The sequence below is a fragment of the Psychrobacter immobilis genome, assembly GCF_904846225.1.
In the GTDB taxonomy this organism is placed as follows: Bacteria; Pseudomonadota; Gammaproteobacteria; order Pseudomonadales; family Moraxellaceae; genus Psychrobacter; species Psychrobacter immobilis_F.
Window position 1 is genome coordinate 36,957 of sequence record NZ_CAJGZJ010000012.1, and the last position, 24,911, is coordinate 61,867.

Genomic DNA, 24,911 nt, shown 5'->3' on the forward strand with positions numbered 1-24,911 from the left:
GTTCATCCAATCATACTAACAGTTAGACTTCATCAGATTCTGATTTTACAAAATATACATATAAAAAAAGCAACCTGATGAGAGGTTGCTCTTTTTTAAAGTTAATACAGTATTTTTATTGTTTTAACAAACAAAACAATCAATGCGTATTGGTAATCTTACTGTCATTAAGCCTACTGAAAATCAGTCTGCTTGATAACGAATGAGATTAGATAGCTTCGATTTGCTCAGCTTGTGGGCCTTTTTTGCCATCACCTAAGATGAAAGATACTTTTTGGCCTTCAGCTAGGGTTTTGAAACCGCCACCTTGGATAGCGCTGTAGTGAGCAAACACATCTTGTCCGCCATTGTCTTGAGCGATAAAACCAAAACCTTTAGCTTCATTAAACCACTTTACAGTGCCTTCAACTTTATCTGACATAAATTTTCCTGACTCTTTAACTGTTGGCGAGACTTGTGTCATCACCGATTAATTGATATATACCCAAATTATTTTTGCTTATTACAGCGATAAAAGCTACTAAATTATCTTAAAGATAACTCGAAGCTTTTACCTAAAATTATTCGAGTACAGCTTGATTATAACAGTTTTCTATAACCACAACTGGTTAAATTGATGATTTTTGTAAATAATTAAAATTGATTTGAAAACGTTAGAATAGTATATAAGTAGGATGATAATGTCCTGATATGAAAGATGTTTTTATAATTAAACAGGTACACTTTTGCTATCGATAACTTATTTGCCCTAGTAAGACATAAAACTGAGCGTGATTATCGGGCAACAATACAAAAATTTGCTATTGAGGGATTGGAAGCCATGGTGAGGCTAATACCAACAAACAAAGTGCAAAAAATATCAGTGAAAACGATTGGCTATAAGCAATATATTTAGCAGGAACGACCAAATCTTTGGGTGAATCAGGAATGCCTTTACGTTTCAACAGCCGCGTTCCATAAACCCAGCCAAAGGTAGTATAAATACCATAAGCAGCAGGTACAGCAATAGCTAGTGGCGCAAGATCAATCACATATAGCACGACCACGGAAATGAAAAACCACAATGTATCTAGGAGTGAGCTGATGTGGAAGAATTTAGATTTGGGCAATTTGCCATCTGTTTTTTTGAGCATCTCTCCTTCTATCCAAATTAGAACGGCGACTACGGCGCTAAGAGTGACATATACGAATTGCGGCGTTAGCCAGTCGGGATAAGATATTTGCACAACACACAACCTATTATCTATAAAAAATAAGAATAAAGAAATTTTTTGCTTTATTTAATAACTCAAAAACAAACCAAGATAACGCTCATCGTCTAACTGAACAAGTAGTTTACTAACATAATGACGCCTGTCTATATTGGGAGACTATGATTGGTTTTCAACCCATAAAACTGAGCCCTGTAAAAACATTCATAAAACAATGCGCATTAAAAAACCCATGCTATTATCCAATAACATGGGTTTTATATGACTTACTAGGGCATGTCATCAATTAGCACACTTAATCATTTAGTGGTCTTAAAATCTAAATGATGACACGCCCTAGGTCTTTTATAATTTAATATGAGCTTAGTTTTTGTCTTTATCGATAATTTTATTGCCGCCAATCCAAGGCATCATACCGCGTAGCTTGGCACCAGTCACTTCGATTGAATGCTCAGCGTTGTTGCGGCGACGAGCAGTCATAGACGGATAGTTGGTTGCGCCTTCAGAGATGAACATTTTTGCGTATTCACCAGACTGGATGCGTTTCAGCGCATTGCGCATGGCTTCACGTGATTGCTCATTGATTACTTCAGGACCAGTCACATATTCGCCGTATTCAGCGTTGTTACTGATTGAGTAGTTCATGTCAGCGATACCGCCTTCATACATCAAATCAACGATCAGCTTAAGCTCATGCAAGCACTCAAAGTAAGCCATTTCTGGTGCATAGCCTGCTTCGGTTAGGGTCTCAAAGCCCATTTTTACCAGCTCTACAGCACCGCCGCATAGAACCGCTTGCTCACCAAATAAGTCGGTTTCAGTCTCATCTTTGAACGTGGTTTCGATGATTCCTGAACGACCACCACCAACACCAGCTGCATAGGATAGCGCTAATTGTTTGGCTTGTCCTGAAGCGTCTTGGTAGATGGCGATAAGATCAGGAATACCGCCGCCTTTAGTGAACTCAGAGCGAACCGTGTGACCTGGTGCTTTTGGTGCAATCATGATCACATCAAGATCGCCACGTGGTACCACTTGGTTGTAATGAATAGCAAAACCATGAGCGAAAGCCAAGGTAGCGCCTTCTTTAATGTTTGGCTCGATCACATCATTATAAAGCTCTTTTTGAAACTCATCAGGCGTCAAAATCATGATGACGTCAGCGGCTTTTACCGCCTCTTCTACTTCTGCAACTTTTAAGCCCGCATTTTCAGCTTTTTTCCATGAGCCTGAGTTAGCACGTAGACCAACAGTCACATCGACGTCTGAATCTTGTAGGTTAAGCGCGTGCGCATGGCCTTGTGAGCCGTAACCGATAATGGCAACTTTTTTACCTTGGATAATTGATAAATCACAATCTTTGTCATAAAAAACGTTCATAAATAGAGTCCTTTGCCTAAAGCATGGCGTACCATGGATAAATAAGCGCTTAGTTTACAGTTACTGTATTAAAGTAATTTGCTATATAAGCGCTATGTTAAGTTCTGAATAAATAATTTTTAAATACATTGTTTCAAATACAATCAATACTGATTATATGCTTAGCGTTTTTTCACCACGAGCAATACCAATCACGCCCGAACGCACCACTTCCATAATGCGTTCACGACCAATCACATCGATAAAGCCATCAAGCTTTGCTTTATCACCAACAATTTGAATGGTATACAAGCTAGCATTGACGTCAACAATTTGTGCACGGAAAACATCAGCACTACGTTTGATCTCTTCACGCGCATTACCCGTTGCTCGTACTTTAATGAGCATCAGCTCGCGTTCAACGTGGACGGTATCTGATAGATTAAGCACTTTAACCACTTCAATCAATTTATGCAATTGCTTGGTAATTTGCTCAATTCTTTCAGGCGAGGTAATGGTTGTTACTGTCAGCCGTGAAATACTTGGGTCATCAGTAGGCGCGACGTTTAGCGTTTCGATATTATAGCCACGTTGTGAGAACAAGCCGACTAACCGCGACAACGAACCCGCTTCGTTTTCCATCAATACCGAAATCAGATGTTGTTGTTGCATTAAGTACGCTCCCCTTTCGTTAACCACATATCACGCATCGTTTGCCCAGCGATTTGCATCGGGTATACATGCTCATTACGATCGACATAAACGTCAATAAATACTAACTTATCTTTCATTGCCATGGCTTCTGCTAATTGGGCTTCCATGGTCGCAGGATCAGTAATCTTGATACCAACGTGACCATAACTTTCAGCCAATTTTACAAAGTCTGGTAATGAATTCATATATGACTGCGCATGACGACCCTCATACAGCATGTCTTGCCACTGTTTTACCATACCCAGCTGAGCATTATTAAGGTTCAAAATTTTGACTGGTAGATTGTACTGTAAGCACGTCGATAGCTCTTGGATATTCATCTGAATAGAGCCTTCGCCAGTGATACAAACCACATCGCGATCTGGATTCGCAAGTTTGGCGGCCATAGCATACGGCAAGCCCACACCCATCGTACCAAGACCACCCGAGTTGAGCCATTGACCTGGTTCTAAATAAGTATAGTAGAGGGCAGCAAACATCTGATGCTGACCGACGTCACTAGTGATAATAGCGTTGCTGTTGGTCACTTTGTCTAATGCTTGTACGACGCTTTGTGGCTTGATGCCATTTTCGGTACTGGTGTCATAACGCAGACCATGACGCTTACGCCATTCATTAATTTGAGACCACCAATCCAGTAAGGCATGCTGCTCCAATTCTTTATCATCACCGATAATCTCTAACATATCAGTCAGAACTGATTTTACGTCACCAACGATAGGAATGTGGGCAAGAATAGTTTTGGAGATAGAAGCTGGATCGATATCGATATGAATGATAGTCGCATTCGGGCAGAATTTTTTGACATTATTGGTTACACGGTCATCAAAACGCGCACCGATAGCTAAAATAACATCCGAATGATGCATACTCATGTTGGCTTCATAAGTACCGTGCATACCGAGCATACCCAAGAACTGGCTGTCAGAACCAGGAAAAGTTCCCAAACCCATTAACGTGTTGGTCACTGGCAAGTTCAGACGATGCGCAAGCTCCGTTAGCTCTTTGTGAGCCTTGCTCCAAATCACGCCACCGCCTGCATAAATAACAGGGCGCTGGGCTGCTAATAAAGTCTCAACAGCTTTTTTGATTTGACCGCCATGCCCTTTCATTGAAGGCTGATAAGAGCGTATAAATACCTCTTTTGGATATTCATAGGCGAATTTTTCGCTAGGTGCGGTCATATCTTTTGGCACATCGATTACGACAGGCCCAGGACGTCCAGACTGAGCGATATGAAAGGCTTTTTTGACAATACCTGGGATTTCGCTAGGATGGCGCACTTGAAAGCTATGTTTAACAATAGGACGCGACACACCGATCATATCGGTTTCTTGAAAAGCATCTTCACCGATTAGGCTGCTTGGCACCTGACCCGATATCACCACCATCGGCACTGAATCCATAAAAGCCGTTGCAATAGCAGTGACTGTATTGGTTGCACCAGGACCTGAGGTCGCCAACACGACACCAGTGCTTCCAGTCACTCGCGAATAGGCATCTGCCATGTGGCCCGCTGCTTGCTCATGACGCACTAAAATATGTTCGATGTTATCTTGTTGAAACAAGGCATCATAAATATGAAGAACGGCACCGCCTGGGTAACCAAAGATATATTTGACGCCCTCATCAGTCAGCGATTGCACCAACATCTCAGCGCCAGACAGCATTACTGGCTGCTGGCTATTTTCAGCAAGGCGTTGTTGCTTCTCTTTAAAATTTTTGGCAGCATTACCCGTTTGGGTATGTCCAGTCATATTTGGACTTTGCGTGGTTTGCGTCACTGTCATCACCTTTTTTTGTGGCAAAAAATTGCGTTATTTTATAAAACAAAACAACCATGTCTGCACAGTGTTGTCCATCTCGTAAAAGTGAATGCTTATCGTGCCTGCTATATTTTAGTCATGCTATTTTGGTAGACAGCATGCCGCTTAAACACAGCGATATATTTAAGGTCAGCTTTGTGGCAGGAGGTTATCGATATACAGTGACAAAGTGCGAGTGCACTTATAAAAGAAGCTTATTATTTTATGATAATTAGTATCAGCTCGCATTCATACAAATTGCTTCATGTATCTGCGTCGATAATAATAGATAGATTAACTTTCATAGCCAATATTACATTGGAAGATCGTTAAATATTATAACGGGTGCATTGATTAAATCACCACGTAACTATCCGTAACTACCTATAGTACCAATTGATACAACCGCTAGAATCATACATAGCGAGTGTCAAATAATAAGTTTATCTTAGTCATTGTAGACAGATAAGTCCGGAGACAATGTATAAAAGTATCAATAGAGCGCGTTATGGCTGCTATCTTTTTTATATCATTATCACAAAGAAAGTAAAACGGCGTCGGCTACTGATAAGTAACTCGTCGTTTTCGTTTTCAAGTGCCACGGCAATATCGTAAAAGCCGCTCACTGACCAATCAACTTCTATTATATTCGACGGTTTACAAGCTATTGTCAAGAAAATATTCTAAAGCCCATACCTAACTATTGGTTATTAAATAATATACATTCATAAGGATTATTTGCTAAAATCAATCGCTCGTACATTTTTAGTACTATTAAAACACTCAAATGTTATATTTAGCCATATACACATCTGTTTTTCCCTATTGAGAGGATTGCTACAATGGCATATGCATCTAAGATAAACAACGCTGCTATCTTGCTTATTAGCACTGCATGTATGCTAATGCTGTCAATCAATGCCAGTCATGCTGTTCAAGTTTATAAATCCATTGGTACGCATGGCGAAGTTAAATACAGCCAACATGCACCGCAAAATGGTAAAAACGTTGAACTCATTGAATTTCGTAGTGATGGCAGACAAAGTAATGCTGGGCAACTGGCAGGCAAAACAGAAGCCAATCAAAGCACCAATACTCAAACTGCAGAAGAGCAGCGAGTGGTACAGCTAGAAGCACGTATTAAAGAGCAAGACGCCCAAGCCAATGCTCAGCGCTGCCAATCATTGCGTAACAATTTAACCAATCTAAATGTTGGCGGACGCATCTATGAGATGGATGCTAGCGGCAAACGTCAGTATCTGGATGGCCGTGAAATTGAGCTTAAGCGTGAGCGCGTTCAGAAGGCGATTGACCAGTATTGTGGTAATGCTGCTACCTAGCTTTTAGGCGTTAATGCTCAATTACTAGTCACTAGTCGTTAATGCCCAACTGCATGACATGACGAATGGCGGCTGGCATATCTTGAGCTTGTAGTCCTCGTTGACCAATCAATAGCGTTCTATGATCACTATTCGTTTGGTTAGCGAGCGTATCTCCTGCTAGAGCGTGTATGACAACCGCTTGATGCAAGCTGCGTGCCTCTGCGGATAAATCTTTTTGTGCTAATAGTCCAGCAATAACGCCAGAAAGTACATCCCCCATGCCAGCCGTTGCCATACCCGCATTACCAACACCGCACACATAAACGTGCTCTCGCTCTAAGCTTTGCTCTAGTATCAAAGAACCAGCTCCTTTTAGCACCCATTCACCACCATAAATCGCTGCACATTGTTTTATTGCAGCCAACCTATTGCTCTCCACCTCATTTATTTTTTTATTAAGCAATCTGGCGGCTTCACCACTGTGCGGTGTCAAGCGAACCTGATGATTAACGCTATATTCTCGTAACTGTGTCACCAGTTCATGATTGCCCATTTTTAGTGATGCCAAATGATAAAGACCGTCAGCATCGATAACTATCGATTTTTCCTCTGCTATGGCTACTTGTATATAAGTTATAAACAAGGCTTTTGCTTTTTCATCTCGACCCAATCCCATACCAATCGCAATGACACTAGCCTCTTTGATTAAATTTTTGACTCCGTCAGTATCATGTAAATTGATCGTCATTGCATCAGGTAATGACGTTAGCAATGCCCCGTGAAAGGCGTCATGACAGGCGACTGTGATTTTCCCCGCTCCTGTGGCCATCGTACTCGCCGCAGACAATATAGAGGCCCCTCCCATCCCTTGTGAGCCATCGACACGATTACCACCAATAACCATTACATGACCATAACTGCCTTTATAACTGTTTTGGCGGCGTGCATCCATACCATGTAAAGTCGTCAGCAGTGTGGCAACGGGGGTAAATACTTGAAGCGTATTTTTGGCAGGTTTTGTATCGTTGAAAGCTGGTTGTTTGATAGCCGTTTGATAAGGTATCAATGGTATATCGATTATCTCTCCGCTATAGTCAATGCCATCTTTGGTATGCAAACCAAACTTTCGAGCAATCAGGCACAAAGTTACGTCAGCTTGTATCGCTACACCCTCAAAAACCTCACCAGTAGAAGCAACCAATCCACTTGGAGTATCGACGGCGATTGCTAACGCATTATTTTGCTGAGTAAAATGATTAAAAGCCTGAATTGCTTGCTTATAAACACCCTCTGGCGCACGATCAAGTCCAATACCAAACAAGGCATCGATATAGATATCCGCTGGCAAATTTATTTTGCTCGAATCATTCTGGCTGTCGCTATTATCCTCAAAACGCTGATAATCACAGTTGGCAGATAAAGCTATTTTTAGCGCCTTTACTGAGTCGGTTATTAAACCTGCCGCGTTAGAAACCTCGGTTGTGTCATTTATATCGAAATCGTCATTGTCAAAACCGACTGTTATCACTTGTACTTGCCAGCCCGCTTGTTGTAGATAATGAGCAATTAGCCAGCCGTCACCACCATTATTGCCTTTGCCAACCCAGACGCTCACTCGACGCTGGCAGGTATGATGACGATAAACATTAGTAGCTACTGACGAACCAGCATATAGATGTTTTTGCTCAAAAATCTGCTCGATATACTGTGTCATTTGCCAAGCTGCTTGTTTCATTAAACCAAAACTATCATGGCCTTCTGAAAACCAAGCCTGTTCCATAGCACGGATTTGTTCGCTACTATAGAGCATTAAAGGTTTTTTACTTTTTGTACATAAAAAATTGGAATGAGTTTGCATGACTGACTCTCGACTATTTTTATTGATTTATTTTACATGACGGCAAAACGTGCTTATTTCTTACTGTCATTAGCTTAACAAAGCTGACTTTGACTTATGTATCAATATGAATGCAAGTTTATTCAATTTTATACTTGCGCTCTTCGCTCACTACCTTATCATGGCGGTATTCACATCAACGTCTATTGTCACACATGAAACAATCATCTCAACCAAACTTGTTAACTTCTTCAAACCAGCAGACTTTATCCAAGAACCTGACTTCTATAGACGCTCATCCGTCCGAAAATAAGATTGCTATCAATAACACCCAAGCATTTTCAACGCCAGCAGACGTCAAGCAATGGATTAAAACCCAAGCTCAGGCGTTAGGGTTTGCTGACTGCGGTTTCTTATCGGTTCACCATCCTTTATTTGCTAAACAAATGGTGCAATTACAGAAATGGTTGGCAAAGGGTTATGAAGGCCAACTACAGTTCATGCACAACAACCATCATCTACGTGCTCATCCTGAGCAGCTGGTAGATGGAGCAAAGACCATCATCAGCGTACGTATGGACTATTTAACCCAAGCGCCGAAACCGCGTGCCGTCACTGATAACGACCTTCCTAATCAAGGTATCATTGCACGTTATGCAAGAGGGCGCGATTATCATAAGACCATGCGTGGCCGTTTGAAGCAATTGGCATTGACTATCGAAAATATGCTTCCTGAATGGCAACACCTAGACATCGGCTCAGAAGAAGAATTCGTTTTTAGACCTTTTAGCGACTCTGCGCCTATTTTTGAACGCCCTATTGCAGAAGCTGCTGGTCTTGGGTGGACAGGAAAACACACTTTACTAATAAACAAACAAGCCGGTTCATTCTTTGTATTGGGAGAGCTATTTATTAGCCTAGAATTGCCTGATGATAGTCCCGTGAAAGAGCACTGTGGTAGTTGCAGTGCCTGTATCGACATTTGCCCTACTCAAGCGATTGTCGCGCCCTATCAACTCAATGCTTCCGCTTGCATCTCTTACCTTACTATCGAACACGATGGTGTCATTGACCTAAAGTACCGCCGCGCTATTGGCAATCGCATCTTTGGTTGTGACGACTGCCAACTGATCTGCCCATGGAACCGTTACGCCAATCTCACGCCTGTAGAAGATTTCTCACCACGGCACAACCTTGATAACAGCAACTTGTTAGAATTGTGGCAATGGCAAGAAGCTGATTTTATGAAAAAAACTGAAGGCAGCCCGATTAGACGCACAGGTTATGTGAATTTTTTACGCAATATTGCCATTGCACTTGGAAATGCCAATGGCAGCCAAGAGACGATTGCTCAATTACAAGCAAAATTGGGTATACATAATGAGATGCTAGATGAGCATATAGTTTGGGCATTAGCTGAGCAACGCGATAAATTACAGGCAGCCAAACCTTAGATTTGCCTTTATATAGACCAAAAAAATGCCTCTTAATTAGAGGCATTTTTTATTAGCTTGTATCTATAAAAATTCAAAAGCAATATTATGGTTTAGGAATACGCAATACTTGACCTGGATAGATCTTATCTGGTTTAGAAAGCATTGGCTTATTGGCTTCGAATATTTTCATATAATCATCAGCTGAGCCATAAACTTCTTTAGCAATTTTAGATAAGTTATCGCCAGATTTTACCGTATACATGGTAGATTCAGGCGCATCTTCTTCAATATCAATATTGTCAATTACCTTAGCAACGTTTTGTACATTACCAATAGCAATAATTGCCTTTTCACGATCTGCTTGCGTCTTAGCTTTACCGCTAATCTCCGCAGTATCTGTTGATCCATTATATTTAATCTTTAGGTCACTAATATTAAGATTCTGCTGCTGAATACGACGAAGTAGAATATTCGCCACTGACTGAGCTGAAGGCTCGGTACTATTCACAGGTGTATTGGCATCTGCTTTCGTTTCTGTAGCAGCATCGTGTTTGGCATCATCACGATTAAAAATTTTATCACCGATATCTTTTGCAAAACTGAACATACCCATATAATTACTCCTTGAAAACTCATTATTTATTATTTGTCGTTGTTTTTGATAGTGAGTATATTTAAACCTCACCATATTTTTCTGCTTACCACAATGAGTATAGACAAAGGGCAATAAGGTAGATAGTAATAGTATGTTTAGTAATGTTGATTTGGCGTAGCTTATGTTAACGTAGTTGTGAACTGAATCATTATAAATTGCTAGGGCGTGTCCTCATTTTAAAAAAGGTGATAAAAATGAGATAAATTGTAGTCAAACGAGGAAAATAGCACAGATAATATCGGGATATTAACCAGCTATTTGACAATGTTTGGCAAAATTTAGCCGTTTTTAGTCCATTTAGATAGGATCGTTTGAATTGAAGACATGCCCTGAGAGAAGTGTGAGTAATTAATAGGAATGATAGGTATAAAAAAACCGCCTATCATTTAGATAGGCGGTGATATAAAAACTGTTAAGCTAAGAGCTAATTATAGCTGCGCTTGTACATAGTCAATTGCTTTCTGTACAGTCGTTAATTCTGCTGAATCTTCATCAGGAATAGTAATGCCAAAATCGCTTTCAAATGACATAACTAGTTCAACTAGGTCTAGTGAATCAGCACCTAAGTCTTCCATAAATGAAGCATCGTTGTTGATGTCTTCAACATTCATACCTAATTGCTCAGCTACTGCTGCTTTGACTCTTAGCTCGGTATCATTACTCATGTAGATTTCTCCTTTTTGATCTATTATTTTGATAAATTGCTATAGGCCTGTAATTAGATCCTATGCATTGTATATAAAATGGGGCTTTCAAATTAGCAGGTCGTCTAATTGCTTTATAACAAGTTATACGTTTTAACTAATGTCTGATAAAGCCTTGCTATCATACAGGGCTTTGACATGAAAGTGTTCGTATTATAGCACCCTTTATTATAGTTTACACTCGTTCACACAGTTTTTTATTATAACTATGTAACACTTGTTTCTTACCTACATATACATGCCGCCGTTAACAGGAATAACCGCTCCGGTGATATAGCTCGCTTCATCACTGGCTAAGAAATGGACTGCTGCTGCAATGTCTTCTGGCTGACCAAGACGACTGATTGGCACCGCATCTAACATTGAGTTTAGTAGACGCTCATCGAGCTCGTCAGTCATATCAGTCTCAATCAAGCCTGGCGCGACACAGTTAATAGTAACTTGCCGTGAACCAATTTCACGCGCTAGAGTACGGCTGAACCCTTCTACCCCAGCTTTGGTCGCTGCATAGTTAGATTGACCCGCATTGCCCATCTGAGCGACAACAGAGGTGATATTGATGATGCGTCCACGGCGCGCTTTCATCATGCCACGGACCGCACGTTTACTCATGCGATATACTGAGGTCAAATTGGTATCGATGACATTGCCCCAATCATCATCTTTCATACGCATTAATAGCCCGTCTTGGGTGATACCAGCATTGTTTACCAATACTTGTACCGCACCATAAACGCTTTCAATCTCTTCAAACAATTTCTCAATTTGAGCGCTATCTCGCACATCTAAGACTCTACCAATACCGCCACTATCATGGAGATAACCATCAATAAGCTCAGCGCCTTTTTCTGTAGTCGCTGTTCCAATGACAAAATGGCCTTCTTTAGCAAAACGTTTGGCGACGGCTTTACCGATACCACGGCTAGCGCCAGTCACTAATGTAATCGTACGACTCATGATAATATCTCCATTAATTTCTCAAGACGGGCAGGCTTATCAGTAGGATAGCTGATGATTGGTTGTGCTTGACGCTTGGCCAAATTACTCAACACATTACCACTGCCGCATTCGATTAGAATATTGATTTGTTTGTCAGCCAGCTCTTGCATTGTTTTCGACCATAGTACAGGTTGACTCAACTGCTCTGTTAATGCTTGCTTGATACCTATCGCATTACTCTCAATGCGCGCATGACGATTTTGGATAACAGGAATAGTCGCTTGGTCAAATTTGATTTCTGCTAAGATATCAGCCAATGCATTACTTGCTGGTTCCATAAGGGCACAATGTGATGGCACACTTACCTTCAAAGAAATCGCTTTTTTGCCAGTATTTTGCACTTTATCAATGACAGCATTAACGCCAGCCGCATTACCCGATATGACTACTTGTCCGGGGCTATTAAAATTAGCCGTCCCAACAACCGCACTCTCAACGTGTTCAGTTGCTTGTTCACACAGGTTTTCGACCCGATTGTCCTCAAGCCCTAACACTGCTGCCATGGCCGTATCGATGCCTACAACAGCTTCTTGCATTAACTGACCGCGTTTATGCACTAGCGTTACCGCATCAGCAAGTGATATCACATCAGCTGCACACAGCGCACTATATTCACCTAGAGAATGACCCGCTAGATAACAAGGCGCTGTCACTAGTTTCTGTTTTAAGATACGCCAAATCGCTATGCTGGCCGTCAGTAAGGCTGGCTGAGTATATTGAGTTTGATTGAGCTTTTCTTCATCTTGACAGATTGCCCATAAATCTTCACCAAGCGCATTACTCGCCTCGGCGAAAGTCTCGCGAATCTCTGGGTAAGTGTCAGCAAGCTCGTTAGTCATCCCGACTACTTGTGATCCTTGTCCAGGAAAAATTACCGCAATACGTGTAGGCTGTTTTTTTACCACATCGGATGCAGAGGCCATAACCAATATTCCTTATTTAATTGGAAACTTCCCTAAAAATAATGGGGGTTATTATATTATTAGATACTATCTAAAGCCGTACTTTACTTATTTGTCTATAAAAATGAACCATCAGCAAACTATACACTGACGCACTCTATTATCATAGCGAAGGAAACTTAAACACACGCAGCAAAGAACCTTACTTGAATCAAAATAATAGATTGCGTCCGTTAATTTTGATATCGGTTAAAGGCCATAAGTACAAAACCATTGAAATGCTCGCTATAAAAAACTTATAGCAAAAAGCCAAGTTATCCAGCCACATAATATATGATAGCAAAATAACTTGGCTTTTTTTAACTCAAAGCATATTGTCTAATAACGGCTGCATATAAAGTAATAACAATCACCAGTAATGTCGTTACCTTGATATTGGCTATTAGACAGTCAATGACTTAAGCTTCTTGACTAACCTTAAACAACTGACGGCCACGGTAAAAACCATCTTTAGTCATATGATGACGACGATGTTTTTCACCAGTGGTAGCATCTACGCTCAGCTCAGCAATTTCCATACGATGGTGTGAACGGCGCATGTCACGACGAGAACGACTTTTACGACTTTTTTGAACAGCCATGATATAGCTCCTATACTTAAAAGGGATAAGCTTAAAATTCAGCTTTAGTCGATACTGACAGAGGCTATATAATCATAACAACCTAAGTCTTAAGCATCATTAGTTAAATAGATTGCTACTTACATAAAGTGCTGACTATATCCAAAATCCATAGAAATTTGCTTAGTCAGCATCTATCAGCGAGTAACTTTTTGCTAGAATGCAATAAACCGGACATTATACGCATGTTTATTAGATTAATAAAGCCCTGCTTTTCACTCTTCTATATAAAGCCTTGAAAGTGCGCGATAAAGCTGCCCAATTAAATGCTTATATAGCTAAAGCTTGCCTTTAAGTGAGGCCAAAGCAGCAAAAGGATTTTCGACTTCTTCCTCTTCTGGAATCTCACCAAACTGCTCTACGGTCATCTCACAATCCACATGCTTCGGTGCCATAGGAGTCTTGAGCAATATCTCATCTTCAACCAGTTTCTTAAATGGCAATAAGCGCTCTGGTGATTGCTCAGTAATGATTTCATCAAGTAATAAATAATCTTGCTCTTCATTTACTGAACGTATTTGGCTCTCGTTTTCAAGCAAGGCGATATTATAATCATCAGACAAATCTATAGCAACTGGCTGCAAACAACGCTGACAAGTTAACCAAACGTCACCAGTCAGTGTAAAAGCTAAATGTAGGACGTTATTGCGTCTGTATAATTTAGCATTGAGCTGCATTTGTGATTGCTCATGTTCTGTTGACAACACGGTAGCAAGACGTTTAAAAGAGCCTGGCTCTACTTCTCCTTGCCATTCATAACCAGTGTCTGCCCATTTATCTAAAGAAATATGCTCAGGCATGCTGGTAGATACAGGCGCTTTTTTATTGTCAGCGTGTGGTGCTGACGGATTATTTTTTGGAGTGCTTGACATGCGCGGCCTCATTCATCAAAACGGTGTATAATATTGCCTGCCATACTAACGGAAAGCACTGAGCTGCGCTAGCGATAGTGTGTTAAATTTTTTTAGCTGCTCTATATAAATCTATCTACTCATCTTTATCATTTATTTGGTCAATATCCTATCTATGTATTCAGTTAACAATAAAATTGATTTTTCTAACTTGCTATCTTCTGTCAAAGCCAAAAATCTGCTGCATCATCTAAGCGAGCTAGCAAATAACAATGAAGCAGCTTTTACTGACTCAATGAAAATTGAAAAAAGTGAGCGTTTAACAAAATTGAAAAGTGAATGGCAAAATCTTTCTACTATCAAAGCGAATAGTCATACTCGGCCATCCTTTGATGATATCGAAAGAATATCTACAAATTGGCTCATTCAATTATTTAATGTTTTATTTGCAGAACAAAAAGTCGTACTAGCTCGTAGCGCGAGAGAACCAGAATACTTCCCTGCACAAGATAATCAGCCAGCAAGAATAGAGTTTGCCAATGGATTTTTTGCCAGTGCGCTGCACGAGGTGAGCCATTGGTGCGTCGCAGGTAGAAGGCGAAGGACACTTAGTGATTTTGGTTACTGGTATGCACCAGATGGACGCTCAGCAGCCCAGCAGCTCGCTTTTGAACACGTAGAGATTAAACCACAAGCATTAGAGTGTCTGTTCACTTTAGCTTGTGGTGGCTATTTTCAAGTATCGCAGGACAATTTGTTTGCAGAGTTCGATACCAGTGGTAGCACATTTGCCAATGACGTTTACCTACAGGTTGAAGCATACATTACAAAGCCGGACACGCTACCAAATGATGCCAAAACGTTATTACTTACCTTACTTAGCATCTGTTCTTCTGACTCAGGCATTTCCTTGTTTTAAAGATCAGCTAAACTGCTGCCTAACAATAAAAATAGGCCAAGTAGTATCGACATTAAGTTATAGATACGCCCTAATATAGCTTAGCGAAAACCTATCTCTTTCATCTGATTATTTTTTCGTTAACGATTTTCTACGGATAGTAACGCCTTGCCACTAAACTTATATTTGCTTTGCGCTATACTGATTACTGAAGCAAGCTATTTATTTGAATAATGACATGCATTCAATAAATATCAACACATTGATATGATAAAAAACTAACAATTATAAAAGAGGGAATCGTTATGCAAGTACTTTATATTCATCCAGACAACCCACAGCCACGTCTTATTGAACAAGCTGCCGATCTATTGCGCAAAGACCAATTAATCATCTATCCCACTGATACCAGTTATGCTTTTGGTTGCCGTTTGGGAGCAAAGGATGCGCTAGAAAAGCTTAAACAAATTCGCGAACTCGATGACAAACATCAGTTCACGTTACTGTGTCGTGACTTGAGCGAAATTGCTAATTACGCCAGTGTCGACAATGTACAATTTAAACAAATAAAAGCACATACGCCAGCACCAATTACTTTTATCCTGAATGCCACAAAAGATGTACCGAAAAAACTAGCACATGCCAAGAAAAAGACTATTGGTATTCGCGTGCCGAGCAATCCTATCGCTCAAGCTCTTTTGGAAGCTATGAATGAGCCGATCTTGACCAGCTCATTAATATTGCCTAACAGAGATGATATTCTTGATGATCCATTTGAGATAGAAGATCTGCTAGGCAATCAGATAGACGTTTTGATCAATGCTGGTATAAAAACGACTAAATTGACTACTATTGTAGATATGACCAGCAGCCAGCCCGAAATTATCAGGCAAGGTGCTGCTAATGTTGATTCATTGTTGCTTTAATAAACTAATACTAAAGCACGCCCTCAACCTAGGCGATGATATCTATAGTCAAAAAAATACTAAAAGCACTACAGTACTGCTGGAATGGATTTTTCGAAGCCTCTGTCTGCAAGGGCACAGCAAGCGAAGAAAACTTATACCAGTAGTACCTGACTATTAATGTATCTATTTAACTTTTCACCGACTATATATGGGCTAAAAATAACTAAATTTTGCCAAATGTCGTCAAATCGTTCATTAATATCTCGATCTTATTTACGCTATTTTTCTTGCTTAACTGCAAGTTATCTCATTTTTAAATTGAGGACACGCCCTACTTAACCAAATTTAAGCACAAAAAAAAGCTCCAATTGAATTGGAGCTTTTTTATGAAATATATCTTTATTGCAAAATTAGTCGCGATCAACCAATTCTACATAAGCCATCGGCGCATTGTCACCATCACGGTAACCACATTTTACGATACGCAAATAACCACCTGGACGTGCTTGGTAACGAGGACCTAGCGTGCCAAATAATTTGCCTACCATAGCTTTGCTACGCATACGGCTGAATGCTAAACGACGGTTAGCAACGCTGTCTTCTTTAGCCATAGTGATCAATGGCTCGGCAACGCGACGTAGTTCTTTAGCTTTTGGTAAAGTTGTTTTGATCAGTTCATGCTCAAATAATGAGTTAGTCATGTTCTGAAACATTGCCTTACGATGACTGCCGGTACGACCCAGCTTGACTCCACTCTTACGATGGCGCATAGTCAAAAATCCTTAAAGTTTAACGGCTACGATAAGAAAAGCGATCATCAACACGTAAATCAGCTGGTGGCCAGTTATCTAGGCGCATACCAAGCTCTAAATCTTTAGACGCTAATACGTCTTTGATTTCAGTTAATGATTTCTTACCAAGATTTGGGGTTTTTAATAGTTCAGTCTCTGAACGTTGTACCAAATCACCGATATAGTAAATGTTTTCAGCTTTCAAGCAGTTGGCTGAGCGAACCGTTAGTTCAAGATCGTCCACAGGGCGTAATAGCACCGGATCAACCTCTTCTTTTTCTTTCACAGGCTCAGGCGCTTCTTCAGCTTCTAGGTCAACAAAGATAGAAATCTGTTGTTGTAAAATAGTGGCTGCTTTACGAATTGCTTCTTCTGGATCTATAGTGCCATTAGTTTCAAGCTCAATGATAAGACGATCAAGATCAGTACGCTGCTCTACACGAGCGTTCTCAACCTGATAAGCAACACGGAGCACAGGACTAAAACTTGCATCAAGTTTTAAACGTCCAATTGCTTTAGTATCACCATCTTCACGGCGCTGGTTTGCTGGCTCATATCCACGACCCATTACTACACGCAAACGCATCTTAAGATGACCACGATCGCTCAATGTACCCAAGACCAATTCTGGATTGATGATGTCTACATTATGCGGCAACGTGATATCTGCAGCAGTAATAGTGCCTGGACCTTGTTTATCCAAGGTCAAAAATACTTCATTTTGGTCATGAAGCGTGATTGCCAAGCCTTTTAAATTCAAAAGCAGGTCAAGCACATCTTCTTGTAGTCCTTCAAGCGTTGAGTATTCATGGTCAACACCATCAATCTCAGCTTCAATGACTGCAGCACCAGGTAATGAAGATAACAAGATACGACGTAAGGCATTACCTAGGGTATGCCCAAAGCCGCGTTCTAACGGTTCGAGCGTGACTTTCGCAATCGTTTCGTTAACCGTATCCACGTTAATGGCATTCGGCGTTAGAAACTCAGTTGCATTTAGCATCATGATGTCACCTCGATTTATTAAACTGGTTTAATTAACGCTAATTGCTCAATGCTATTTTCACAACATTGAGCAGTGCGTTATTTATTTAGAGTATAGCTCAACGATCAAGCTTTCGTTGATTTCAGCAGGTAGATCAATACGATCAGGCGCTTTTTTAAACGTGCCTTGTAGTTTGCTGTGATCAACATCAAGCCATTCTGGAATACCACGTTGTGTCGCTAGTTCAATAGCGTTTTTAATACGTAGCTGTTCGCGAGACTTCTCTTGGATAGCGATGACATCACCATCTTGAAGCTGAATTGATGGAATGTTCACACGAACAAACTCATCACGACCAGCTTTTTTTACCATAACAGTACGATGACTGACTAGCTGACGTGCTTCAGCGCGAGTTGAGCCAAAGCCCATGCGATATACCACGTTGTCTAGACGGCTCTCAAGCATTGCTAGTAGGTTTTCACCAGTAGCACCGCGCTTACGAGCCGCTTCTTTATAGTAATTAGCGAACTGACGCTCTAGTACACCGTAAATACGCTTAACTTTTTGCTTTTCACGCAACTGTAAAGCATATTCTGAGGTCTTGTTACGGCTTACACCGTGTTGACCTGGTGGACGACCAGCTTTTTTCGTTTTTACATCGTATGGTTTAACGCCAGACTTAAGACCTAAGTCTGTACCTTCACGACGTGATAATTTAAGTTTTGGTCCAATATAGCGGGCCATTGTTATGTCTCCTATAAGCTTTTGGGATAAAAAGCTTCGTCTTTAATATTAGACGCGGCGCTTTTTCGGCGCACGGCAACCATTGTGTGGGATTGGGGTTACATCAGAGATGCTATTAACTTTATAACCCAATGCACCTAGTGCTCTTACCGCAGACTCACGACCCGGTCCTGGTCCTTTGACCAAAACGTCGATATTCTTAACACCATATTCTTGAGCCGCTTTACCAGCGACTTCAGCTGCAACCTGAGCTGCAAATGGTGTAGATTTACGTGAACCACGGAAGCCTTGTCCACCTGAAGTGGCCCAAGCCAATGCATTACCTTGACGATCGGTAATCGTAACAATGGTGTTATTAAAAGACGCATGGATATGGGCTACGCCCTCCGATACTGAACGACGAGCCACCTTTTTGCGACTGCGAGTGTCTTTTGCCATCTTTTAGCTTCCTAAGTTAATTATCTTTTGAGAGGACGTGTCGGACCCTTACGAGTACGAGCATTGTTCTTGGTATTCTGACCTCTAACTGGCAGGTTACGACGATGACGGATGCCACGGTAACAACCAAGATCAACTAAACGCTTAATATTCATTGAAACTTCACGACGAAGATCACCTTCGGTCATGTAATTTGCAATTTGTGCACGGATAGCATCTAACTGTGTATCATCTAACTGACTAACTTTAGTAGTAGGGGCAATGCCAACTGCTTCTAAGATTTTCTGAGCAGTGGTACGACCTACACCAAAGATGTAAGTTAGTGAAATAACAGCATGCTTATTATCCGGAATGTTTACGCCGGCAATACGAGCCATTGATTTCTCTCCATTAAAGAAAAACAAGCTTATCTAGCGATAAGGGATCATTCTTCAGATTTGTTGCTGTCAATACTAAAAATTTTATAATCTCAATCTCTATTTTGGTCTAATAACCGACTTATTTTCGATTGTATTATAAAAGATTTTGCATAAACTACGGCAAGTGGCGGATGATATCGCATCCGCCGTTATTTTTCAAGTATTAATTATAATAGTAACAAAAGCCTAAGGCTCAATGATACTAGATATTAACCTTGACGTTGCTTGTGGCGAGGTTCTGCTGTACAGATAATATGTACACGACCTTTACGGCGCACAACTTTACAGCTACCACAAATTTTCTTAACTGATGCTTGAACTTTCATAGCATGCTCCTTGAAATATCGTACCACTCATTTAATGTTGAGTAGGCGATTGAATTAACGTCTGATCATGATATTGATGGGTCATCAAATGCGCTTGTATCTGCGAAATGAAATCCATTACCACAACCACCATAATCAGTAAAGACGTACCACCAAGTTGGAACGGTACACCAAACGATGACTGGACGACCATAGGCATTAAACAAATAACCGTCATATACATCGCGCCAATAAAGGTCAGTCGGTTTAATACATGATCGAGGTAACGCTGAGTTTGTTGTCCTGGGCGAATACCTGGAATATAAGCACCACTACGTTTAAGGTTTTCAGCTACTTCACGCGGACTGAATACTAATGCCGTATAAAAATAACAGAAGAAAATAATCATCGCACCGAACAGTACCAAATATAGCGGTTGCCCTGGAGACAATACTAATGCCATATTTTGTAATATCGTTTGTGTAAAGGTAGGATCAGTAGATTGACCAACCCACTGCCCTAAACTTGCTGGAAACAACAGTAAAGAACTGGCAAAAATAGCAGGAATAACCCCCGCCATATTAAGCTTCAACGGCAAATGTGACTGCTGCTGAGCATAAATCTTGCGACCTTGTTGTTGCTTTTGCGCATAGTTTACAGGTACACGGCGCTGAGCACGTTCAATATAAACGATACCAGCAGTGACAGCTATACCTAATAACACAAAAATGAACAGTACAATCAAGTTCATCTGACCTTGATTGACTTGTTCGATAGACTGCGAAATCATACCTGGCGTACCAGCCACAATACTCGCAAAAATGAGCATTGAGATACCATTACCAACACCACGTTCTGTAATCTGCTCACCAAGCCACATTAAAAACATAGCGCCTGCTACTAAAGAAGTAACAGCGGGAATATAAAAAGTAAGGCCAGCAGATAGGGTAAGATTCTGACTGATTAAACCAGCACACATTCCTAATGACTGTACTAGTGCTAAACCAAGTGTCCCTTGACGGGTATATTTGTTTAACTTACGTCGTCCCGCTTCACCCTCTTTTTTGAGGGCTTCCAGCGATGGCAGTACTGCAGACATCATCTGTACAATAATAGATGCTGAGATATATGGCATAATACCAAGAGCCATGATAGACATACGTTCTAGTGCACCACCTGAGAACATATTAAACATGCTCAGAATGGTATTTTCGTTGCGCGAAAACAGATCAGCCAAATTAACCGGATTAATACCCGGTACTGGAATATGTGACCCTAAACGATAAACAATCAATGCGCCGATTAAAAATAATAAACGCGCCCATAACTCATCATACTTACGTATGAATGCAAGTGGATTGAGCGGTATACCAGCCGATGACATTGATTGTTTTGACACGTTACTACTCCTCGATGCTACCACCAGCAGCTTCGATTGCTTGCTTAGCGCCTTTAGTTACTTTGATACCTTTAAAAGTATAAGCTTTAGTAACTTCGCCTGACAACATAACACGAGCACGCTTCATATCATGACGGATAAGGTTAGCAGCTTTAAGTGTTGCAACGCTAACGATATCGCCTTCAATTTTATTCAATTCAGACAAACGCACTTCAGCAGTCTTCATTGCCATTTTACTGGTAAAACCAAATTTTGGTAGGCGACGATACAAAGGCATTTGACCACCTTCAAATCCTGAGCGAATGCTAGAACCTGAACGAGATTTCTGACCTTTTACACCACGACCACCAGTTTTACCAAGACCTGAACCGATACCACGACCACGACGTTGGGCAGTTTTCTTTGCGCCAACACCTGGTGATAATTCATTTAATCTAAGACCCATTACGCTTCCTCCACTTTTACCATGTAGTTGACGCGATTAACCATACCACGTGTTGAAGGAGTATCTTCTACTTCAACAGTATGATTAATACGACGTAAACCCAATCCTTTCAAGCTCGCTTTGTGGCTCTTTAGGCGATGGGCACCCGATTTAAATTGAGTGACTTTCATTTTTTTCATCGTAACTCACCTAGTCTAAGTTAACCCAAGATTTCGTCTACAGATTTACCACGTTTAGCTGCCATCTTCTCTGGAGTTGACATATCACGTAAACCGTTAAACGTTGCACGAACAACGTTAGCAGTATTGGTAGAACCATAACATTTAGTCAAAACATCTTTGACACCAGCAACTTCTAATACAGCACGCATTGCGCCACCAGCGATTACGCCAGTACCTTCAGATGCAGGTTGCATATAGACTTTACTTGCGCCATGACGTGCTTTGATTGGATGATACAAAGTTGCATCATTAAGCTCAACAGTAATCATATTACGTTTGGCAGCTTCTAGTGCTTTCTGAATAGCAGCTGGCACTTCACGTGCTTTACCGCGACCAAAACCAACACGACCATTGCCATCACCCACTACGGTCAACGCAGTGAAAGAGAAAATACGACCACCTTTAACAACTTTTGCAACGCGATCAACGGTAACTAAGCGTTCTACTAGACCGTCAGTCTGTTCATTTTTATCATTTTTATCATTTCTAGCCATGATTAAAACTCCAATCCATTTTCGCGAGCAGCTTCTGCTAAAGCTTTAACTCGACCATGATATTTAAAACCACTACGGTCAAAGGCAACTTTAGTTATGCCAGCTGCTTTTGCGCGTTCTGCGATCATTTGGCCTACAGACGTGGCTGCATCAGCATTACCAGTCGCGCCTGAACGCAAGCTGCCGTCCAAGGTAGATGCCTGAGCAATCACTTCACCACCGTTCGGAGAGATAATCTGGGCATAAATATGTTTTGGCGTGCGGTTAACCGTTAAGCGATGAGCGCCTAAGACACGGATATGCGCGCGGGTTTTCTTAGCTCGACGCAGACGAGCTGCTTTTTTATCAAACATTTCAACTCACCTTATTTTTTCTTAGCTTCTTTGCGAATCACATGCTCGTCAGTATAACGAATACCTTTACCTTTATAAGGCTCAGGTGGGCGGAAACCACGGATGTTAGCCGCTGCTTGACCAAGCTGCTGTTTATTGTTTGATTTCAAAACAATTTCAGTTTGCGTTGGGGTTTCAGCTGATACACCTTCAGGCAACGTGTATTCTACTGGATGAGAATAACCAACGTTTAAAGTTACCTTGTTACCAGTAACTTGTGCGCGATAACCAACACCAATTAACTGAAGACGTCTTTCAAAGCCTTCGTTCACACCCTTAACATAGTTATTAAGTAGAGCGCGCATGGTGCCAGTGTGCATCATAGCTTCTTTTGAATCGACTGTAGGTGAGAAAATGATAGCATCATCTTCCTGTTTCAGCTCGACCAATTCATGCAGGCGTAAAGACAAATTGCCGTTCTTGCCTTTAACTTCGACCTGCCGATCGTTCAAAGTAACGCTTACACCATTTGGTAGCGTCACTGGGGCTTTAGCCACACGAGACATAGGAATATTCCTTAAAAAATTAACTTCTTTATATTAGCGAAAAAACTAACAGGCTAAAAAGCCTGCTAGTTTAGCATAATTGTTCCCATTAAACATCATTCAATTTTATCAACTTCAAATGCTTAGCTTTCTTAAAACTTATCATGAATTATTATAAATTCAGAAAAGCTTTAAGGGGTTCAAATAGACTTTATCGTCTCATTACCAATAGCATATATGCTAATTAGGCAACGAATGCAACGATTTCACCACCGATACCAGCAGCACGTGCAGCACGATCACTCATGATACCTTGGCTAGTTGATACGATAGCAACACCCATACCTTGCTTAACAGTAGGGATAGCGTCTTTACCGCGATGCTGGCGTAAACCAGGACGGCTAAAACGTTGAATAGTTTCGATGACAGCTTTGCCTTCGAAGTATTTTAATTTGATAGATAGGGTTGCTTTGTTGTTATCTTCTGCAGTAACAACAGCGCTCGCTACATAACCTTCGCTAACCAGTAAATCAGCAATTGATTTACGTAATTTAGAGCTCGGCATTGCTACCGATACTTTGTTAGCCATTTGTGCGTTACGAATACGGGTTAGCATATCCCCAACGGTATCTTGCATACTCATATAGTTACTCCTTACCAGCTTGCTTTACGAACACCAGGCACATCGCCTTGCATGACACGCTCACGCAGCATATTGCGTGATAAGCCAAACTTGCGGAAGTAACCATGAGGACGACCGGTGATAGCACAACGATTGCGCAGACGTACTGGTGATGAATTACGTGGAAGAGCTTGTAGCTCTAACATTGCTTCCATACGAGTTTCGTCACTTGCAGTCATATCACTGATAGTTTCTTTTAGCTTGATACGCTTTTCAGCATATTTAGCAACCATTTTTTCGCGCTTTAATTCGCGGTTAATCATGCTCTTCTTTGCCATAACGTCTTTACCTTATTTAAATGGGAAGCCGAATGCTTTAAGCAACGCACGACCTTCTTCATCAGATTGAGCTGACGTGGTGATTGTCACATCCATACCGCGAATACGATCAATCTTGTCAAAATCTACTTCTGGGAATACGATTTGTTCTTTGATACCCAATGAGTAGTTACCACGTCCGTCAAAGGCTTTAGGTGAAAAACCGCGGAAATCACGAATACGAGGAATTGCAATGGCAACGAGACGATCTAAAAATTCGTACATTTGCTCACCGCGTAGCGTTACTTTACAGCCAATTGGCCATTCTTCACGAATCTTAAAGCCAGCAACTGATTTACGCGCTTTGGTGACAACAGGCTTTTGACCAGCAATCGCGGTCATATCAGCTACAGCACCTTCAAGCAATTTCTTGTCTTGAGACGCGCCGCCAACACCCATATTAAGTGTGATTTTAGTGATTTTAGGCACTTGCATCACATTTGCCAAACCAAGCTCTTCTTTGATTTGCTGCTTTAGTTCTTCGTTATATAAAGATTTTAATCTTGCCATTAC

Annotated in this window: 31 protein-coding genes; 4 read left to right on the forward strand and 27 right to left on the reverse strand. The window is 41.0% G+C overall.

Features of this window, described 5'->3' with window-relative positions; genetic code table 11:
- Window positions 1–208: 208 nt before the first annotated feature.
- The 5 genes from JMX48_RS09205 to JMX48_RS09225 all read right to left on the reverse strand — a co-directional run bounded on the left by JMX48_RS09205 (window position 209) and on the right by JMX48_RS09225 (window position 4,954).
- Window positions 209–421, reverse strand: coding sequence for a cold-shock protein (locus JMX48_RS09205; RefSeq protein WP_010196799.1), 213 nt, complete (start codon window positions 419–421; stop codon window positions 209–211).
- Window positions 422–800: 379 nt separating this feature from the next.
- A complete protein-coding gene (locus tag JMX48_RS09210; RefSeq protein WP_201536952.1) occupies window positions 801–1,226 on the reverse strand; it encodes a hypothetical protein in 426 nt (141 codons plus the stop codon).
- A gap of 348 nt (window positions 1,227–1,574) precedes the next feature.
- Window positions 1,575–2,591 (reverse strand): ketol-acid reductoisomerase, encoded by a 1,017-nt coding sequence (ilvC, locus tag JMX48_RS09215; RefSeq protein WP_201536954.1) that lies wholly within the window; start codon window positions 2,589–2,591, stop codon window positions 1,575–1,577.
- Window positions 2,592–2,744: 153 nt separating this feature from the next.
- Window positions 2,745–3,242 carry an acetolactate synthase small subunit gene (ilvN, locus tag JMX48_RS09220; RefSeq protein WP_201536956.1) on the reverse strand — a complete coding sequence of 166 codons (498 nt, stop codon included), beginning with the start codon at window positions 3,240–3,242 and terminating at the stop codon, window positions 2,745–2,747.
- Window positions 3,242–4,954, reverse strand: a complete 1,713-nt coding sequence (locus tag JMX48_RS09225; protein WP_201537051.1) for an acetolactate synthase 3 large subunit — start codon at window positions 4,952–4,954, stop codon at window positions 3,242–3,244. Before JMX48_RS09225 ends, ilvN begins: the two co-directional genes overlap by 1 nt.
- Before the next feature lie 977 nt (window positions 4,955–5,931).
- On the opposite strand from JMX48_RS09225, the gene JMX48_RS09230 reads away from it, so the two are divergent.
- Window positions 5,932–6,429, forward strand: a complete 498-nt coding sequence (locus tag JMX48_RS09230; protein WP_201536959.1) for a DUF4124 domain-containing protein — start codon at window positions 5,932–5,934, stop codon at window positions 6,427–6,429.
- Window positions 6,430–6,460: 31 nt separating this feature from the next.
- On the opposite strand, the gene JMX48_RS09235 is transcribed toward JMX48_RS09230, so the two are convergent.
- On the reverse strand, window positions 6,461–8,269 hold the full coding sequence (locus JMX48_RS09235) for an NAD(P)H-hydrate dehydratase (protein WP_201536961.1): 1,809 nt from the start codon (window positions 8,267–8,269) through the stop codon (window positions 6,461–6,463).
- Between the two features lie 194 nt (window positions 8,270–8,463).
- Between JMX48_RS09235 and queG the strand changes: the two genes are divergently transcribed.
- Window positions 8,464–9,702 carry a tRNA epoxyqueuosine(34) reductase QueG gene (gene queG / locus JMX48_RS09240; RefSeq protein WP_201536963.1) on the forward strand — a complete coding sequence of 413 codons (1,239 nt, stop codon included), beginning with the start codon at window positions 8,464–8,466 and terminating at the stop codon, window positions 9,700–9,702.
- A gap of 85 nt (window positions 9,703–9,787) precedes the next feature.
- Here queG and lysM read toward each other — a convergent pair whose 3' ends face one another.
- The 6 genes from lysM to JMX48_RS09270 form a co-directional block, all read right to left on the reverse strand.
- The gene (lysM, locus tag JMX48_RS09245; RefSeq protein ID WP_201536965.1) at window positions 9,788–10,297 is read right to left on the reverse strand and encodes a peptidoglycan-binding protein LysM; all 510 of its coding nucleotides are present in this window, start codon (window positions 10,295–10,297) and stop codon (window positions 9,788–9,790) included.
- Window positions 10,298–10,767: 470 nt separating this feature from the next.
- Window positions 10,768–11,004: an acyl carrier protein gene (acpP, locus tag JMX48_RS09250; protein WP_025652201.1), complete on the reverse strand. Its 237-nt coding sequence runs from the start codon at window positions 11,002–11,004 to the stop codon at window positions 10,768–10,770.
- 267 nt (window positions 11,005–11,271) lie between these two features.
- Window positions 11,272–12,000: a 3-oxoacyl-ACP reductase FabG gene (gene fabG, locus JMX48_RS09255; protein WP_201536967.1), complete on the reverse strand. Its 729-nt coding sequence runs from the start codon at window positions 11,998–12,000 to the stop codon at window positions 11,272–11,274.
- Window positions 11,997–12,965 (reverse strand): ACP S-malonyltransferase, encoded by a 969-nt coding sequence (fabD, locus tag JMX48_RS09260; RefSeq protein ID WP_201536969.1) that lies wholly within the window; start codon window positions 12,963–12,965, stop codon window positions 11,997–11,999. The genes fabG and fabD overlap by 4 nt, the downstream gene beginning before the upstream one ends.
- Before the next feature lie 437 nt (window positions 12,966–13,402).
- The gene (gene rpmF, locus JMX48_RS09265) at window positions 13,403–13,585 is read right to left on the reverse strand and encodes a 50S ribosomal protein L32 (RefSeq protein ID WP_068034628.1); all 183 of its coding nucleotides are present in this window, start codon (window positions 13,583–13,585) and stop codon (window positions 13,403–13,405) included.
- A 317-nt stretch (window positions 13,586–13,902) separates the two neighbouring features.
- Entirely contained in the window at window positions 13,903–14,496 is a 594-nt protein-coding gene (locus tag JMX48_RS09270) for a YceD family protein (protein ID WP_201536972.1), read from the reverse strand.
- 154 nt (window positions 14,497–14,650) lie between these two features.
- On the opposite strand from JMX48_RS09270, the gene JMX48_RS09275 reads away from it, so the two are divergent.
- Both JMX48_RS09275 and JMX48_RS09280 read left to right on the forward strand, forming a co-directional pair.
- A complete protein-coding gene (locus JMX48_RS09275; RefSeq protein ID WP_201536975.1) occupies window positions 14,651–15,394 on the forward strand; it encodes an elongation factor P hydroxylase in 744 nt (247 codons plus the stop codon).
- A 284-nt stretch (window positions 15,395–15,678) separates the two neighbouring features.
- Window positions 15,679–16,299, forward strand: a complete 621-nt coding sequence (locus JMX48_RS09280) for an L-threonylcarbamoyladenylate synthase (RefSeq protein WP_201536977.1) — start codon at window positions 15,679–15,681, stop codon at window positions 16,297–16,299.
- A 392-nt stretch (window positions 16,300–16,691) separates the two neighbouring features.
- On the opposite strand, the gene rplQ is transcribed toward JMX48_RS09280, so the two are convergent.
- The 15 genes from rplQ to rplE form a co-directional block, all read right to left on the reverse strand.
- A complete protein-coding gene (rplQ, locus tag JMX48_RS09285; protein ID WP_011279809.1) occupies window positions 16,692–17,051 on the reverse strand; it encodes a 50S ribosomal protein L17 in 360 nt (119 codons plus the stop codon).
- 19 nt (window positions 17,052–17,070) lie between these two features.
- Complete coding sequence (locus JMX48_RS09290; RefSeq protein WP_011279808.1) at window positions 17,071–18,078, reverse strand: DNA-directed RNA polymerase subunit alpha; 1,008 nt, start codon at window positions 18,076–18,078, stop codon at window positions 17,071–17,073.
- A gap of 81 nt (window positions 18,079–18,159) precedes the next feature.
- Window positions 18,160–18,801, reverse strand: a complete 642-nt coding sequence (gene rpsD / locus JMX48_RS09295) for a 30S ribosomal protein S4 (protein WP_058025563.1) — start codon at window positions 18,799–18,801, stop codon at window positions 18,160–18,162.
- 48 nt (window positions 18,802–18,849) lie between these two features.
- Entirely contained in the window at window positions 18,850–19,239 is a 390-nt protein-coding gene (rpsK, locus tag JMX48_RS09300) for a 30S ribosomal protein S11 (RefSeq protein ID WP_192518015.1), read from the reverse strand.
- A gap of 20 nt (window positions 19,240–19,259) precedes the next feature.
- Complete coding sequence (gene rpsM, locus JMX48_RS09305; protein WP_010196723.1) at window positions 19,260–19,616, reverse strand: 30S ribosomal protein S13; 357 nt, start codon at window positions 19,614–19,616, stop codon at window positions 19,260–19,262.
- A gap of 251 nt (window positions 19,617–19,867) precedes the next feature.
- Complete coding sequence (gene rpmJ / locus JMX48_RS09310; RefSeq protein WP_010196721.1) at window positions 19,868–19,984, reverse strand: 50S ribosomal protein L36; 117 nt, start codon at window positions 19,982–19,984, stop codon at window positions 19,868–19,870.
- Between the two features lie 31 nt (window positions 19,985–20,015).
- Complete coding sequence (gene secY / locus JMX48_RS09315; protein ID WP_201537053.1) at window positions 20,016–21,347, reverse strand: preprotein translocase subunit SecY; 1,332 nt, start codon at window positions 21,345–21,347, stop codon at window positions 20,016–20,018.
- A 19-nt stretch (window positions 21,348–21,366) separates the two neighbouring features.
- A complete protein-coding gene (gene rplO, locus JMX48_RS09320) occupies window positions 21,367–21,807 on the reverse strand; it encodes a 50S ribosomal protein L15 (protein WP_201536979.1) in 441 nt (146 codons plus the stop codon).
- Window positions 21,807–21,986 (reverse strand): 50S ribosomal protein L30, encoded by a 180-nt coding sequence (gene rpmD, locus JMX48_RS09325; RefSeq protein WP_010196714.1) that lies wholly within the window; start codon window positions 21,984–21,986, stop codon window positions 21,807–21,809. Before rpmD ends, rplO begins: the two co-directional genes overlap by 1 nt.
- Before the next feature lie 20 nt (window positions 21,987–22,006).
- Complete coding sequence (gene rpsE / locus JMX48_RS09330) at window positions 22,007–22,522, reverse strand: 30S ribosomal protein S5 (RefSeq protein ID WP_010196711.1); 516 nt, start codon at window positions 22,520–22,522, stop codon at window positions 22,007–22,009.
- A gap of 2 nt (window positions 22,523–22,524) precedes the next feature.
- A complete protein-coding gene (gene rplR / locus JMX48_RS09335; protein ID WP_201536981.1) occupies window positions 22,525–22,875 on the reverse strand; it encodes a 50S ribosomal protein L18 in 351 nt (116 codons plus the stop codon).
- An 11-nt stretch (window positions 22,876–22,886) separates the two neighbouring features.
- On the reverse strand, window positions 22,887–23,420 hold the full coding sequence (rplF, locus tag JMX48_RS09340; RefSeq protein ID WP_201536983.1) for a 50S ribosomal protein L6: 534 nt from the start codon (window positions 23,418–23,420) through the stop codon (window positions 22,887–22,889).
- 223 nt (window positions 23,421–23,643) lie between these two features.
- Window positions 23,644–24,042: a 30S ribosomal protein S8 gene (rpsH, locus tag JMX48_RS09345; RefSeq protein WP_201536985.1), complete on the reverse strand. Its 399-nt coding sequence runs from the start codon at window positions 24,040–24,042 to the stop codon at window positions 23,644–23,646.
- Between the two features lie 11 nt (window positions 24,043–24,053).
- Complete coding sequence (gene rpsN, locus JMX48_RS09350; RefSeq protein WP_010196705.1) at window positions 24,054–24,359, reverse strand: 30S ribosomal protein S14; 306 nt, start codon at window positions 24,357–24,359, stop codon at window positions 24,054–24,056.
- A gap of 12 nt (window positions 24,360–24,371) precedes the next feature.
- Complete coding sequence (gene rplE / locus JMX48_RS09355) at window positions 24,372–24,908, reverse strand: 50S ribosomal protein L5 (protein WP_011279797.1); 537 nt, start codon at window positions 24,906–24,908, stop codon at window positions 24,372–24,374.
- Window positions 24,909–24,911: the final 3 nt, after the last annotated feature.